This window comes from Streptomyces sp. NPDC050988, assembly GCF_044456225.1.
In the GTDB taxonomy this organism is placed as follows: Bacteria; Actinomycetota; Actinomycetes; order Streptomycetales; family Streptomycetaceae; genus Streptomyces.
Window position 1 is genome coordinate 152,691 of record NZ_JBITFQ010000012.1, and the last position, 14,173, is coordinate 166,863.

Genomic DNA, 14,173 nt, shown 5'->3' on the forward strand with positions numbered 1-14,173 from the left:
CGGTGCCCCGGCCTACGTGAAGACCTGCGTGCGACCTACTTGAGCGCGAGCCAGGCGACGACGGCCACGACCGCGACGGCCACGATCACGCCGACGATCAGGCCGATGCGGGGGCCCGCGGGGGCCGCCTGCCGGCTGGTGCTCTGCGGGTCGTCGACGAACGCTCGGAACATCTGGGTGCTACCCGCGGGGTCGTAGTTGCCCTCGGGGCCCTGGGTGTTTGCCATGGGCCTGGACTCTAGGTGGCGCCTCGGGTGAACGTCCACCCGGGTGCCCCTTTGGGGCGGCTCGGGTGGTGGGTGGGGGTGCGGGTGATTCGTTGACCGCGGGCCGGTCGTGGTTGCTCGCGCAGTTCCCCGCGCCCCTGAAAACCCGTGGCCTGGGCCGGATCCCCACGTGCCGGCCCGTCGTCGTTGCTCGCGCAGTTCCCCGCGCCCCTAAAGACACCGGTGGCCTGGGCCGGATCCCCATGTGCCGGCCCGTCGTGGTTGCTCGCGCAGTTCCCCGCGCCCCTAAAAACCCGTGGCCCGGGCCGGTTCACCGCGTGCCGGCCCGTCGTGGTTGCTCGCGCAGTTCCCCGCGCCCCTAAAAACCCGTGGCCCGGGCCGGATCACCACGTGCGGGCCCGTTCCCGTTGCTCGCGCCGTTCCCCGCGCCCCTGAAGGGGCGCGGCCCGCTGTTCTCTGCGCCCCCTGGCGGGGCACCGGCCGGAGGGGACGTGGCGGGATGTGTGGCCGCAGCTTACGACGACGCGGGGAGGCGGTCACCGTGGCAGGGGGCGGTTCGTCTTGCGCTGCGGGCGGACATTCCGACGCGGCCCCGCACCTGGCCGACGAGCCGCAGCCCCACCCACCCCAGGGGCGCGGGGAACTGCGCGACCAGCCACAACGAACCCGCAGACGAAAACGAAGACGAACCCACAAAAGCCACCCCCACCTGCACATTTACGCTTGCCAATACTTGCCTTTGCCAAGGTTTTAGGCCGGCACCCCCAATTTCATTTGCCTGCAGCAACCAACAGTTCTTATGGTTGCCTGAAGCAACAAATCAGGGAGGTCCGATGGCTGCTCGGCGTCAGTACGAGGAGCTGGCCCGGCAACTCAGCGCCATCGGTGCTGTGAAGCGCGGCCTGGGCCGAGTCCTCCCGCACGAGTGCCCGGCAGGGTCCGCCGCCGTGCTCACCCTCCTCGACCGGCACGGCGAGATGCGGATGAGCCGGCTCGCGGAGCTGCTCGCCATCGACATGTCGGTGACGAGCCGGCACGTGGCACACGTGGCGGAGCGCGGCTGGATAGACCGTTCCCCCGACCCCGCAGACAAACGCTCACGCATCCTGCGGCTCACCCCCGCCGGCCGCGACATGCTCGCCGAACTCTCCGAGCGCTACATGAACGCGCTCGTCCACTATCTGGCGGACTGGTCGGACGACGAGGTCGACCAGCTCAACACCCTGCTCGGCCGCCTCCGCACCAGCTTCGGCGACTGCAGGCCCGTACCGGCAGCACCCCCCGTACCCCCCGTACCCCCCGCACCCCCCATACCGCCCACACCACCCCCCTCACCCCCACCCCTCGTCGAGCAGACAACCCGTACACCCGCATGACGCATCACAAGAAAAGGAAGCCCATGGCAACGACCACACCAGCCGGTGTGCGGGGCTCACACGCCAAGCACGGAGGCGCCGGAGGCGCCGACGGCGCTCCGATGACCCACCGGCAGATCATGGAGGCCCTCTCCGGACTGCTGCTCGGCATGTTCGTCGCGATCCTGTCGTCGACGATCGTCACCAACGCCCTGCCCGAGATCATCGGCGACCTGGGCGGCGGCCAGTCCGCCTACACCTGGGTCGTCACCGCCGCACTGCTGTCGATGACGGCCGCGACACCCCTGTGGGGCAAGCTCGCCGACCTGTACAGCAAGAAGGCGCTCGTCCAGATAGCCCTCGTCATCTACGTCCTGGGATCGGCCGCCGCGGGCCTGTCGCAGAACCCCGGCATGCTGATCGCCTGCCGCGTGGTGCAGGGCATCGGCGTGGGCGGTCTGTCCGCCCTCGCGCAGATCGTGATGGCGGCGATGATCTCCCCGCGCGAGCGCGGCCGGTACTCCGGCTACCTCGGCGCCACGTTCGCGGTCGCGACCGTCGGCGGCCCGCTGCTCGGCGGTGTCATCACCGACACCAGCTGGCTCGGCTGGCGCTGGTGCTTCTACGTCGGCGTACCGTTCGCGGTCATCGCGCTGATCGTGCTGCAGAAGACCCTGCACCTGCCCGTCGTGAAGCGGGACGTGAAGGTCGACTGGGGCGGCGCGTTCCTCATCTCCGCCGCGGTCTCGCTGCTGCTGGTCTGGGTCACCTTCGCGGGTGACAAGTACGAGTGGGTGTCGTGGCAGACGTACGCCATGGTCGGTGGCGCCGTCGCCCTGGGACTGCTGTTCGTGCTCGTCGAGTCGAAGGCCAAGGAACCGATCATCCCGCTGCGGCTCTTCCGCAACCGGACCATCACCCTCTCCTCTCTCGCCTCGCTCTTCGTGGGTGTCGCGATGTTCTCCGGCACGGTCTTCTTCAGCCAGTACTTCCAGCTGGCGCGGGACAAGTCCCCCACCATGTCGGGTGTCATGACGATCCCCATGATCGGTGGCCTGTTCATCTCCTCCACCGTCTCCGGGCAGATCATCACCAAGACGGGCAAGTGGAAGGTCTGGCTGGTCAGCGGTGGTGTCCTGATCACCGCGGGGCTCGGCCTGCTGGGCACCATCCGGTACGACACGGACTACTGGCGGGTCGCCGTCTTCATGGCGCTGCTGGGTCTCGGCATCGGCATGATGATGCAGAACCTGGTCCTGTCCACGCAGAACCAGGTGGCGCCGCAGGACCTCGGCTCGGCCAGCTCCACGGTGACCTTCTTCCGTTCTCTCGGCGGCGCGATCGGCGTCTCCGCGCTGGGTGCGGTGATGGCCAACCGGATCACCGACTACGTCAAGGACGGTCTGACCGGGATCGACCCCAAGTACGCGGCAGCCGCGGGCGGTTCGCACAACAGCAGCATCCCGGACATGGACGCGCTGCCCGCGCCGCTGCGTACGGTCATGGAGAGCGCGTACGGTCACGGCATCGCGGACGTCTTCCTGATCGCGGGCGCGCTGGCGCTGATCGCCTTCTTCGTCACGCTGTTCATCAAGGAGGTCCCGCTGCGTACGTCGGGTGCGCTGGCACAGGCCGCCGAGGCACAGCCGGATGTCACCGCCGTGGCCGAGGCCACCCCGGAGAGCGCCGCGGCCGTCTCAATCGAAGCCGTCTCGACCGAGGCCGTCTCGACCGAGGCCGACGAGCGCGTCCCGAGCTGGGCCGTCGCAGACACCGGAACCGGAACCGGAACCGGAACGGGAAACGACAACGGCTCCGGCGCCGAGGCCGGGACGGCGGCCACCCAGCGGCTCGCGGCCGTCGCCACCGTTGCGGCCGGATCGGGTGCCGCTTCAGGCAACGGCTCGGGCGGGGTCGCGGTGCGCGGCTACGTCCGCGGTGCCGAGAGCGCGCCCGTCCCCCGGGCCGCCGTCACGCTGATCTCCCTCGCGGGCCGTCAGCTGGGCCGCTCGGTCGCACAGGCCGACGGCGCCTACGCGGTGGACGCGCCCGGCACGGGTTCGTACGTGCTGATCGCCTCCGCGGACGGGTTCCAGCCGCAGGCCTCGACGGTCGTCGTGAACGGTGAGCCGCTCGCGTACGACATCCTGCTGAGCGGGACGAGCGGGCTGTCCGGCACGGTGCGGGCCGCCGAGGGCGGGAAGCCGGTCGCGGGCGCGATGGTCATCGTGACCGACGTGCGCGGCGACGTGCTGGCCACCGGGACCACCGGTGAGCAGGGCGAGTTCGCCTTCGCCGAGCTGGTGCCGGGCGCCGTGACCGTCGCGGTGAACGCCGCCGGGCACCGGCCGCGGGCCCTGCCCGTCGAGGTCGGCGGCACCGGGGTCACCCGGATCGAGGTCGCGCTCACCGCGGGCGCGCGGCTCCAGGGCGTAGTGCGGGCACCCGGCGGACCGCTGGGCGACGCCCGCGTCACGCTCGTCGACGCGGCGGGCAACGTGGTCGGCACCGCCACCACCGGGGCCGACGGGGCGTACGCCTTCGCCGACCTGGACAGCGGCGAGTACACGGTCATCGCGACCGGCTACCCGCCGGTGGCCACGGCGCTGACCGTGAACGGCGGCGGCGTGGACGGCCACGACATCGAACTCGCCCACCCCGGCGAGTAGTCGAGAACCAGTTGAAAGCCAGCTGAGAACCCCGGCCCGTGGAACGTGCTCTTGGCGGAGGCACGCACCGCGGGCCGGTTTCATCACGAGAGGTTGCTTGCCATGGGACTGACCGCGCGGATCCGTACGCGGGACGGCTGGGCCGTGTCGCACGCGGTCGTCACGGTGACCGACGGGACGGGCACGCAGGTGGTGCGCGCCGAGACGGACGAGGAGGGCGGCGTACGGGATGCGACGGAGCTGGCGCCCGGGGCGTACACCGTGATCGTCACGGCCGTCGGGTACGCGCCCGCCGCGTCCAGCGCGATCGTGACGGCGAGCGGCCGGGCCGCCATCGGCACCGTGACGCTGGCCCGGCAGGGGGGCACCGAACTGCCGCCGCCCGGGCCCTGGACCGTCGACCCGGCCCACTCCTCGGTGGGCGCGGTCGCCCAGCACCTGGGGATCTCCAGCGTGCACGGGCGGTTCACGGAGTTCGCGGGCTCGATCGACATCGCGCCGGACGAGGTGGCCAAGTCCCGGGTGGAGGCGGTGATTTCGGCGGCCTCCATCGACACGGGCAACGCCATGCGCGACGGCCACCTGAAGTCCGCGGACTTCCTGGACGTCGAGCGTCACCCGCGGATCACGTACGTCTCGACGGGCCTGACCCCGGCCACCGGCACCGACCGCTGGACGGTCCACGGCGAACTGACCATGCACGGGGTCGTACGGCCGGTCGACCTCGACCTGGCCTACCTGGGCACCGGCGCCGACCCCTGGGGTGGTACGCGCGCGGCCTTCCGGGCCACCACCGAGCTGCGCCGCGAGGACTTCGCGATGAACTACAACCAGGTGCTCCAGGCGGGCATCGCGGCGGTCGGTACGACGCTGAGGGTGGAACTGGACATCCAGGCCGTGCAGGGCGGGACGCTACCGTCACCGTCGCTGTGAAGCCCGGCGGCCCGAGGCATCGCCGCCGCGCCCGTGCGACGCGCCGTTCGGCGCCCGGTCCGACACCCTGTCCGACGCCCCGTCCGTCGTACGTGCCACCAAGTCGCCGCACAGGTCACGGAGTTTGATGTTCGCGTCCTGGGAGACGCGGCGGAGGGTGTCGAGTGCCGTCTGCGCGGTGCAGCGCTCCTGGGCCATGAGGATGCCGATCGCCTGGTCGATCACGCTGCGCGAGAGCAGCGCCGTGCGGACGTCCCCCGCGGACGCCCGCTCGCGCTCGATGCGCAGGGCGGCGTTGACGGCGTCCGAGGCGTTCGCCGCGAAGGCCCTGGCCGCGTCGCGGCTCCCGCGGAAGGCGCCCTCCGTCGTGGCGTAGAGGTTGAGGGCGGCGTCGGTCTCGCCGTCGACCGCGAGCGGCACGGCCAGCACCGAACGGACCCCCTTGGAGAGCGCGTACGCGGCGTACGTGGGCCAGCGGTCCTCCTCCGACAGGTCGGGCGCGTGCTGCTCCGCGTCCGAGTCCGCCGCCCGGACGCAGGGCCCGTCGCCGTTCTCGTACTGGCGCTGGTCGAGCCCGCTGGGCAGACCGCCGCTGCCCGCCACCGTCAGCAGGCGCCCGTCGCGGCGCACGGTGATGCTGCACGCCTCGGCGCCCGCCACGGCGAGCACCGCACGGTCCGTGAGATCGCGCAGCAGTGTGTCGAGGCCGCCGGTGCCGGCCAGCGCCTGGGGCAGCGTGACGGACTCCGGGGCGGTGGCACGCGGCTGCTGCTCGTCGTGACGGTCGGGATCGACGGGATCGGCGGGATCGGCGGGATCGGCGGGATCGGCGGGATCGGCTGAGATTCTCATGGGGCACGGGTATCCCGTCGGTGCCCGCTCACTCGCTGCTTCTGGCGTCGACGATCCGGGTGGCCAGGTCGCGCAGCTTGACGTTCTCCCGCTGGGAGGTCCGTACGAGGCTGTCGAAGGCCTCCGCCGCGTCGATGTCGAGGCGTTCCATGAGGATGCCCGTGGCCTGGCCGATCAGGTCCCGGGTGCGCATGGCCTCGGTGAGCTGCTCGCGGGCGGTCGCCGAGTCGAACGCGATGCTGACGTGCGCGGTGAACAGCCGGCCGATCCGGGTGGCCGAGTCGTCGAAGGCCCGCGGCTTGGTCGCGTACGCCGTGAGGACGGTGATCCGCTGGCGTTCGGCGCGCAGCCGGAGCGAGAGGACCGAGCGCAGTCCGAGGTCGGAGAGGGCGGGTTCGCCGTCGTCGTCGCCGGAGGCGCTGTCCTCCATACGGGCGACCGGGGAGGTCCACAGCCGGGTCCAGTGCTGGTGGTCCTCGCCCGAGGCCAGGGCTTCGGCGGAGCGGACGATCTCGTCGGTCCAGGCGAGGGTCTGGCGGTGGGCCTTGCGCTCGATGACGGAGATACCTGCGTGTTCGGCGCCGGGGAGGATGTGCACGGCGAGCCGGACGGCGGTGCGCAGGGTGCCGCGGGGGCTGGACGTCTCGTGCAGCTGCTGAGCCGCGACCGTCAGTGTCTCGGCCAGCTCAAGCCCCCCGGGAAAACGGGGCAATTCGGAAAACTCGGACGCAGCCACCACGAACCTCTTCGGCATGCACGGCCCCGGATCCCGTCGTCGGTTCGACGACAGACCCCGGCGGCTGTGCGCAGGAGAGCTCCGCAGCACATTCCCGACTGCGAGCACAGGACGAAGAGCCACTTTAGCTGCTCTGTTGGGGTGAGGGCGCGGCTCTTCGTACGTGCTTCCGATCTCGCCCGCACGCGTGGTGCAATGGGCGTGCGGGTCAGGAAGCGGCCTCATCGGAATCCGGACGAACGTCTGCCAGGTGAGTGCGATGACCTTCTTCCCGAACCCTTGTGACCTGACCGAATGCACCCTGCTCGGGTTTCCCTCGGAGATCGACCTGAGCAACGCCGATGTCGTCCTCGCCGGCGCCTTGGACGTGGTGGACGCCAGGAGGGACCGGCTGCGGCTGCTGGTCCTGGACCTCACCCGTACGCATTTCATGGACTCCCAGGGCGTCCGTGTGGTCGCCGGTATCCGCGGGCGCCTGCCCCGGCCCGCCCAACTGCGCGTGGCGGCACGGCCGAACGGGGTGGCGAGCCGTGTCCTGGAACTGACGGGGATGCGCCGCGACGTACCGGTGTACGACAACCTCGCGGAGGCGATCGAGTCCTAGGCTGGGGCCATGGCTTCGAACATCGCGACGAACACCTCTGTCTCCCTCGACGATCTGCTGGGCTTCGTACGCCCCCGCCACCGCGCCATCCTGCTGACGCGCAGGTCGGACGGCGGTCCCCAGGGTTCCCCGCTGACCTGCGGAGTGGACGACTCGGGCCGGATCGTCGTCTCGACCTACCCGGAGCGCGCCAAGACCCGCAACGCCAAGCGCGACGACCGCGTCAGCCTCATCGTCCTGAGCGACGAGTGGAACGGCCCCTGGGTCCAGATCGACGGCACGGCCGAGGTGATCGACTCCCCCGACTCCGTCGAGCCCCTCGTCGAGTACTACCGCAACATCGCGGGCGAACACCCCGACTGGAACGAGTACCGAGAGGCCATGCTCAAGCAGGCCAAGTCCATCATCAGGATCACCCCGGAAAGGTGGGGCCCGGTGGCAACGGGCGGCTTCCCGGCAAGGCTGGCCCCACAGGAGTAGCCCCTTTGCTTTCAGGGGCGCGGGGAACTGCGCAGTCCTTTAGGGGCGCGGGGAACTGCGCAATCTTTCAGGGGCGCGGGGAACTGCGCGACCAGCCCCCACCCACCCGCACTCATCCACCGGCCTCGCGGAGCGCCTCGCGGGCGACCATCGTCTCGATCCCCGCCACCAACAACTCGAACGCCACAGAAAAGTCCCGCTCCCGCATCTCCTCGACCGTGTCACCCCCACGCGCCTCCATGAGCCCCGCCGCACTCTCATAGTTCTCCGCGAACTGAGGATGCCCACTGAACGTATTCATGGCCTGGTGAAAGTACTCGTCCTGCGTCATCCCCGCGGACGCGCACCGCTGCACGAAGTGCCCCTCGATCGTCCCGAACCCGTACACCCACTGGAAGACGGCGGAGATCGCCCCGCTCTGCCGCCGCAACGACAGCCCCGTGTTGCGCACGACCTCCTGCACCCGCAGAGCGAACGCCATGGAGTGCGGCCCGATGTTGAGGAACGTGCCGACGAGCGGCGACACCCAGGGATGCCGTACGAGCAGCGCCCGGTACCCGACGGCCAGCGCCCGGAGCTGCTCGCGCCAGTCCTCGCCCGACTCGGGGTCGGGCAGCTCCAGTTCGCCGAACACCGCGTCGAGGGCCAGCTCAAGAAGATCGTCCTTGGTGTCCACGTACCAGTAGACGGACATCGCGGTCACGTTCAGCTCGGCGGCCAGCCGGCGCATGGAGAACTTGGCCAGCCCCTCCGCGTCGAGCAGCCGTACCGTGACCTCGGTGATCCGGTCCCGGTCGAGGGACGACGGCTGCCCGCCCCGGGCACTCCCGCCCCGCGGGGCCTTGCCCTCCAACCAGACGCTGGTCCGCGCCGGACGCTTGGCCCGGTCGGCTGCCCTCACCATGGCGCACCTTCCTCGGAACTCTTACGGAGAGGGCGACCCGGAACACCGAGGTCCGCCCCCTCCCTGATGCTAAGCGGGCCCTACGCCGCCATCGTCACCGCGGAGTCTGCCCTCTCCGCCCGCCGGAGCAACGCCGCGGCCAGCAGTCCACCGAGCAGGACGGCCACCGCGCCCACCAACTGGCTCGTCTCCAGACCCGAGGCGAACGCGTCCGTGATCCGCGCGCGCTCGTCCGCCGACTCCGCCGAGGCCAGCGCCGCCGGCAACGAGGCCGCCGCGACCGAAACCAGCGCGGCGAAGCGGGAGTTGAGAACCGCGCCGAGGACCGCCACGCCGAGCCCGAGGCCGAATTCGCTGAGCGTGCCGTTGACGCCCGCGCCCACGCCCGCCTTCTCCGGGGGAATCGCGCTCATGATGGCGTTGGCCATGGCGGGCATGGCGACCGCTATGCCCGCGCCCATGACGACCAGGCCCAGCAGCATGCCTCCGTAGCCGCCGTCCGTGCCGCCGCCGAACAGGGCTATCGCCGCCAGGCCCGCCGACAGCATCGTCATACCGAGGGCGATGGCAGCCGGAGTGCCCACCTTCGCGACGATCCGGGCGCCCACACCGACGAGGTTGAGCGCCACCACGGACAGGGCCATCGGGGCGATGCGAAGGCCCGCCTCCAACGGCTCGTATCCGAGGACGAACTGGAGGTGCTGGGTGAGCAGGAACAGGGAACCGCCCATGCCGAAGGCGACCAGGATCGCGCCGGCGACGGCACCGATGAAGCGCTCGTTGCGGAAGAAGTGCATGTCCAGCATGGGGTGCTCGATGCTCAGCTCCCATCGGACGAAGGCCGCGAGGACGGTGACGCCGACCGCGCCCGACCCCAGAACCTGGAGCGACGTCCAGCCGTGCTCGGGGCCCGAGATGATCGCGTAGACGACCGCGGTCATGCCGATCGTGGAGAGCACGGCGCCCAGGAGATCGGGGCGGTCGCCCTGGGGGTTCTTGGACTCGGGAACCAGCTTGAGTACGGCGACCAGGGCGAGGACGGCCACCGGGAGGTTGATCAGGAAGATCGCGCCCCACCAGAAGTGTTCGAGCATGACGCCGCCGAGCAGCGGGCCCGCCGCGAAGCCGAGGGAGTTGACGGTCGACCAGAGGCCGATCGCCTTGACCCGCTCGGTCTCGTCGAAGATCTGCACGACGACGGCGAGGGTCGTGGTCATCAGGAGCGCGCCGCCGACGCCCATGCCCGCGCGGGCCGCGATGAGCTGGGTCGCGCTCTGGGCGAGCCCCGCGGTGACCGAGCCGACGCCGAAGAGGACGAGGCCCGTGGCGAGCATCTTCTTGCGGCCGTAGCGGTCGGCCGCGCTGCCGGCGGTGAGCAGCAGGCCCGACTGGACCAGCGAGTATGCGTTGATCATCCACTGGATGTCCGCCGTGGACGCGTCCAACTCCTCGGTGAGGGAGGGGATCGCGACGTTGAGAACGGTGTTGTCGAGCAGCACGGTGAGCGTGGCCAGCAGGATCACACCGAGGATCAGCCAGCGCTGGGGGTGGGCTTGGCCTTGCGAGGTTGGCATGCCATACACCGTAGAACAACTCCCATACGCTGTACAACACAAAAAAGGAGAGGGGTGGTGGCCGAGGCACTGTCGCCCCGGCCACCGCCCCTCTGCAAAAGCCCTCCGGCCTAGCTGGTCGGCTGCGTCAGGTCGTAGAAGGTGGACGAACCCACCGTCACCTCCTTGAAGTTCTCCTGCACCCACTCGCTGATCTGGGTCCCGGTGCCGGAGCTGCTGCCGCCGCCACCGCCGCCCATGGAGCCGGAGGAGATGAAGTAGTGGATCTTCCCGTCCTCCACGTACTTCTTGAACTGGGCCAGCGTCGGCGACGGGTCGCTACCGTTGAAGCCGCCGATCGCCATGACCGGGTCACCGGTGGAGAGCTGGTAACTCGCGGCGTTCTGGGCGCCGATGGCCGCCGCGACCCAGGTGTAGTCGCCGGAGTTCTTCTCCAGGAGGGCCTTGGCCTCGGAGCTGACGGTCGCGCCGTTGAGCAGACCGCCCATGCCACCACCACCGCCGCCCATACCGCCGCCGTCACCGGTGCCGCCACCGCGCTGGGTCTGGCCGTTCTGACCCGTCTGACCGTTCCCGCCCTGCTGGTTCTGGCCACCGCCGGGGAAGCCGCCGGTCGGGGGCTGGCCCGCTGCCCCGCCTCCCCCGTTGCCGTTCTGCTGGTTCTGGCCGGTGCCGCCCTGCTGGTTCTGGCCCGGCATACCGCCGCCGCCACCGGGGCCGCCGCCCATGCCGCCACCGCCGCCGGGTCCGCCCCTGCCGCCCGAGACCGCCGGACCGGCCGTCACGATCGAACCGGTGTGACCCTCGTTCAGCGTGGTGAGGGTGTACGCCGTCGGACCCGCGAGGGCCGCGACGAAGCTCAGCCCGACGACCCCGAGGGCCAGTCGGCGCCCGAGCCGCGAGACGAAGACCAGGCCGAGCGCGGCGACCAGGCCACCCACCAGGACCAGCCACTTCAGCCAGGGCAGGTAGTCGGAGGAGCGGTTCAGGAGGACGTACCCCCAGACCGCGGTGGCCGTCACCCCGGCCGCCATGGTGAGCGAGACCCACATTTTGCCGCGCTCTTCCCACAGCACGCTCGCGCCCATGCCGATCACGGCGGCGACGTACGGGGCGAGGGCCACGGTGTAGTACTCGTGGAAGATGCCCTGCATGAAGCTGAAGATCACCATGGTGATCAGCAGCGAGCCGCCCCAGGCGAGGAACGCGGCGCGGGCCGTGTCGGTCCGCTTCGCCTTCCAGGTGAGGGCGATGCCCGCGGCGAGCACGATCAGCGCGGCCGGGATCAGCCAGGAGATCTGGCCGCCGATGGAGGAGCTGAACATCCGGTCCCAGCCGGTCTCGCCCCAGCCGCCACCCCCGCCGCCGCCTCCGACGCTGCCGGTCTCCTCGCCGTTGATACGGCCGAGTCCGTTGTAGCCGAAGGTCAGTTCAAGGAAGGAGTTGTTCTGCGAACCGCCGATGTACGGGCGGGAGGACGCGGGCCACAGCTCGACGATGGCCACCCACCAGCCGCCCGCGACGATCATCGACAGACCCGCCAGGAGCACCTGGCCGATGCGCTTGCGCAGGGTCGTCGGCGCGAAGACCACGTAGATCAGGGCCAGCGGAGGCAGGATCAGGAAGGCCTGGAGGGTCTTCACCAGGAAGGCGAGACCGACGGCCGCACCCGCCCACACCAGCCACTTCGTCTGCGCCTTCTCCATGGCGCGCAGCACGCAGTAGACCGTGACGGCCATCAGGAGCGCGAGGGCCGCGTCCGGGTTGTTGAAGCGGAACATCAGCGCGGCGACGGGCGTGAGCGCGAAGACCGCCATCGCGATGAAACCGGCCGCGGCGCTGAACCGGCGGCGCAGGGCCCCGTACAGCACTCCGGCCGTCGCGACGGCCATGAGGACCTGCGGGAACAGGATCGCGAAGGAGTTCAGGCCGAACAGCCGCACCGACAGGGCCATCGGCCACAGGGAGGCCGGGGGCTTGTCGACGGTGATGGCGTTGGCCGAGTCGAGCGAGCCGAAGAAGAATGCCTTCCAGGACTGGCTGCCGGCCTGGACGGCCGCGGAGTAGAAGGAGTTGGCGTACCCGGAGGCCGTGAGGTTCCAGGTGTAGAGCGCGCCGATCAGCAGCAGCGTGCCGAGGAACGCCGGGCGCGTCCAGCGGTGGTCCTCGGGCCGCCCGCGCCACAGCCGGCGTACGAAGGGCTGCTTGGGACTGCCGTCCTCGGGGGCGGCCGGCGGAGCAACCACGGGCTCCTGCACGGCGGTTGCCCCGGTCGGGCCCGGGGGTCCCCAGTCGGGGCTCGCGCCCCCGGAGGGGCCGACGCCCCCCTGATAGCTCGTATCGGGCTGAGTCGTCGTCATCGTGCGTCCCTCGGATCGTGATCGTTCGGACGCACCGGCTGGAGCTGCATGGTCGCGTCCCCCCAGGTCTGGTGGTCGTGCGGAGAGTGGGTCGTGCCGTAGGGAGCGGACGTCGGGCCATACGGGTCCGACGTCGTGCTGTACGGGGACTGCGGAGCCGTCGCGTAGACGGGCGACGCGGGTCCGACCGGCACGGCGGGTGTGTGCGAGGCGACGACGGTCGACGGTGACTCGTCGCGCCGGTCCGGGAACACCCAGGCCCGGAAGAGCAGGAACCGCAGCACGGTGGCCGCGAGGTTGGCGGCGATGAGCACCGCCAGTTCGGTGGAGTGCGCGGGGTCGGCCGTCGCCGCGTTCAGGGCGGCGAGCGAACCGCTGGTCAGGGCGAGGCCGATGCCGAAGACGACCAGGCCCTGCGCCTGGTGCTTCACGGCGCCGCTCCGGCCGCGGACGCCGAAGGTCAGGCGCCGGTTGGCCGCGGTGTTGGCGACCGCCGAGACGAGCAGGGCGAGCGCGTTGGCGACCTGCGACTCCGAGAACGTACGGAAGCCGCTGTAGAGCAGCAGGTAGAACAGCGTGGACAGCGCGCCCACGACACAGAACCCGACGAGCTGGCGGGCCAGGCCCTTCGGTACGCCGCTGATCTCGCGGTCGCGCGGATCGTCCCCGAAGGGTCGGGCAAGCCGGTCCAGCGCCAGCGAACCGGTGGCCAGGGCGCGGCCGACCCGCCAGACACCCTTGAGGTCGTCGGTCGCGGTCTTCACGATGTGCACGGTCGAGTCCGGGTCGTCGACCCAGTCGACCGGCACCTCGTGGATCCGCAGGCCGGCCCGCTCGGCAAGCACCAGCATCTCGGTGTCGAAGAACCATCCGGTGTCCTCGACGAGCGGCAGCAGCACCTGCGCGACATCGCGCCGGATCGCCTTGAAACCGCACTGGGCGTCGGAGAAGCGGGCCTGCAACGAGCCCCGCAGGATCAGGTTGTACGTACGGGAGATGAACTCCCGCTTGGCGCCCCGCACCACCCGCGAGCTGCGGGCGAGCCGCGAGCCGATCGCCAGGTCCGAGTGACCGGAGATCAGCGGGGCGACCAGCGGAAGAAGCGCGTTGAGGTCGGTGGAGAGGTCCACGTCCATATAGGCGAGGACCGGGGCGTCCGAGGCGGACCAGACGGTGCGCAACGCTCTGCCGCGCCCCTTCTGCTCCAGCCGGAACGCCCTGACCTCGGGAATCTCCGCCTCCAGCCGCGCCGCCACCAGGGGAGTGGTGTCCGTGGACGCGTTGTCCGCGATGGTGATGCGGAACGCGTACGGGAAGGTGCGGGCAAGGTGCTCATGCAGTCTGAGCACACACGGCTGGAGGTCCTTCTCCTCGTTGTAGACGGGGATCACTACGTCCAGGACAGGCGTACCGGCATTTCCGGCCGGGAGGTGCTCCCGCGCCGGCAGGTTGCCGGGAGAAGGTTCGGTTCGCATGACG

The 14,173-nt window shown here is 70.6% G+C and carries 12 protein-coding genes; 5 read left to right on the forward strand and 7 right to left on the reverse strand.

Features of this window, described 5'->3' with window-relative positions; all coding sequences use genetic code 11:
* Window positions 1-35 precede the first annotated feature (35 nt).
* A complete protein-coding gene (locus ACIBEI_RS25835) occupies window positions 36-227 on the reverse strand; it encodes a hypothetical protein (protein WP_398892617.1) in 192 nt (63 codons plus the stop codon).
* An 833-nt stretch (window positions 228-1,060) separates the two neighbouring features.
* Between ACIBEI_RS25835 and ACIBEI_RS25840 the strand changes: the two genes are divergently transcribed.
* From ACIBEI_RS25840 to ACIBEI_RS25850, 3 genes are all read left to right on the forward strand, one after another.
* Window positions 1,061-1,603, forward strand: a complete 543-nt coding sequence (locus tag ACIBEI_RS25840) for a MarR family winged helix-turn-helix transcriptional regulator (RefSeq protein ID WP_398892618.1) — start codon at window positions 1,061-1,063, stop codon at window positions 1,601-1,603.
* Between the two features lie 23 nt (window positions 1,604-1,626).
* Complete coding sequence (locus ACIBEI_RS25845; protein WP_398892619.1) at window positions 1,627-4,251, forward strand: MFS transporter; 2,625 nt, start codon at window positions 1,627-1,629, stop codon at window positions 4,249-4,251.
* 102 nt (window positions 4,252-4,353) lie between these two features.
* Window positions 4,354-5,184: a YceI family protein gene (locus ACIBEI_RS25850; protein ID WP_398892620.1), complete on the forward strand. Its 831-nt coding sequence runs from the start codon at window positions 4,354-4,356 to the stop codon at window positions 5,182-5,184.
* Here ACIBEI_RS25850 and ACIBEI_RS25855 read toward each other — a convergent pair.
* Window positions 5,170-6,036, reverse strand: a complete 867-nt coding sequence (locus tag ACIBEI_RS25855) for a GAF and ANTAR domain-containing protein (RefSeq protein WP_398892621.1) — start codon at window positions 6,034-6,036, stop codon at window positions 5,170-5,172. The two genes, ACIBEI_RS25850 and ACIBEI_RS25855, sit on opposite strands and share 15 nt — an antisense overlap.
* A gap of 28 nt (window positions 6,037-6,064) precedes the next feature.
* A complete protein-coding gene (locus tag ACIBEI_RS25860; protein ID WP_398892622.1) occupies window positions 6,065-6,790 on the reverse strand; it encodes a GAF and ANTAR domain-containing protein in 726 nt (241 codons plus the stop codon).
* Between the two features lie 241 nt (window positions 6,791-7,031).
* Between ACIBEI_RS25860 and ACIBEI_RS25865 the strand changes: the two genes are divergently transcribed.
* Both ACIBEI_RS25865 and ACIBEI_RS25870 read left to right on the forward strand, forming a co-directional pair.
* The gene (locus ACIBEI_RS25865) at window positions 7,032-7,376 is read left to right on the forward strand and encodes an STAS domain-containing protein (protein WP_398892623.1); all 345 of its coding nucleotides are present in this window, start codon (window positions 7,032-7,034) and stop codon (window positions 7,374-7,376) included.
* A gap of 9 nt (window positions 7,377-7,385) precedes the next feature.
* Window positions 7,386-7,856, forward strand: a complete 471-nt coding sequence (locus ACIBEI_RS25870) for a PPOX class F420-dependent oxidoreductase (RefSeq protein WP_398892624.1) — start codon at window positions 7,386-7,388, stop codon at window positions 7,854-7,856.
* Window positions 7,857-7,968: 112 nt separating this feature from the next.
* Here the strand turns inward: ACIBEI_RS25870 and ACIBEI_RS25875 are convergent, their stop codons facing one another.
* The 4 genes from ACIBEI_RS25875 to ACIBEI_RS25890 all read right to left on the reverse strand — a co-directional run bounded on the left by ACIBEI_RS25875 (window position 7,969) and on the right by ACIBEI_RS25890 (window position 14,169).
* Window positions 7,969-8,760 (reverse strand): TetR/AcrR family transcriptional regulator, encoded by a 792-nt coding sequence (locus ACIBEI_RS25875; protein ID WP_398892625.1) that lies wholly within the window; start codon window positions 8,758-8,760, stop codon window positions 7,969-7,971.
* Between the two features lie 80 nt (window positions 8,761-8,840).
* Entirely contained in the window at window positions 8,841-10,334 is a 1,494-nt protein-coding gene (locus ACIBEI_RS25880) for an MFS transporter (protein WP_398892626.1), read from the reverse strand.
* Window positions 10,335-10,444: 110 nt separating this feature from the next.
* Complete coding sequence (locus ACIBEI_RS25885) at window positions 10,445-12,694, reverse strand: ArnT family glycosyltransferase (protein ID WP_398892627.1); 2,250 nt, start codon at window positions 12,692-12,694, stop codon at window positions 10,445-10,447.
* A complete protein-coding gene (locus tag ACIBEI_RS25890; RefSeq protein WP_398892628.1) occupies window positions 12,691-14,169 on the reverse strand; it encodes a glycosyltransferase in 1,479 nt (492 codons plus the stop codon). The genes ACIBEI_RS25885 and ACIBEI_RS25890 overlap by 4 nt, the downstream gene beginning before the upstream one ends.
* Window positions 14,170-14,173 lie beyond the last annotated feature (4 nt).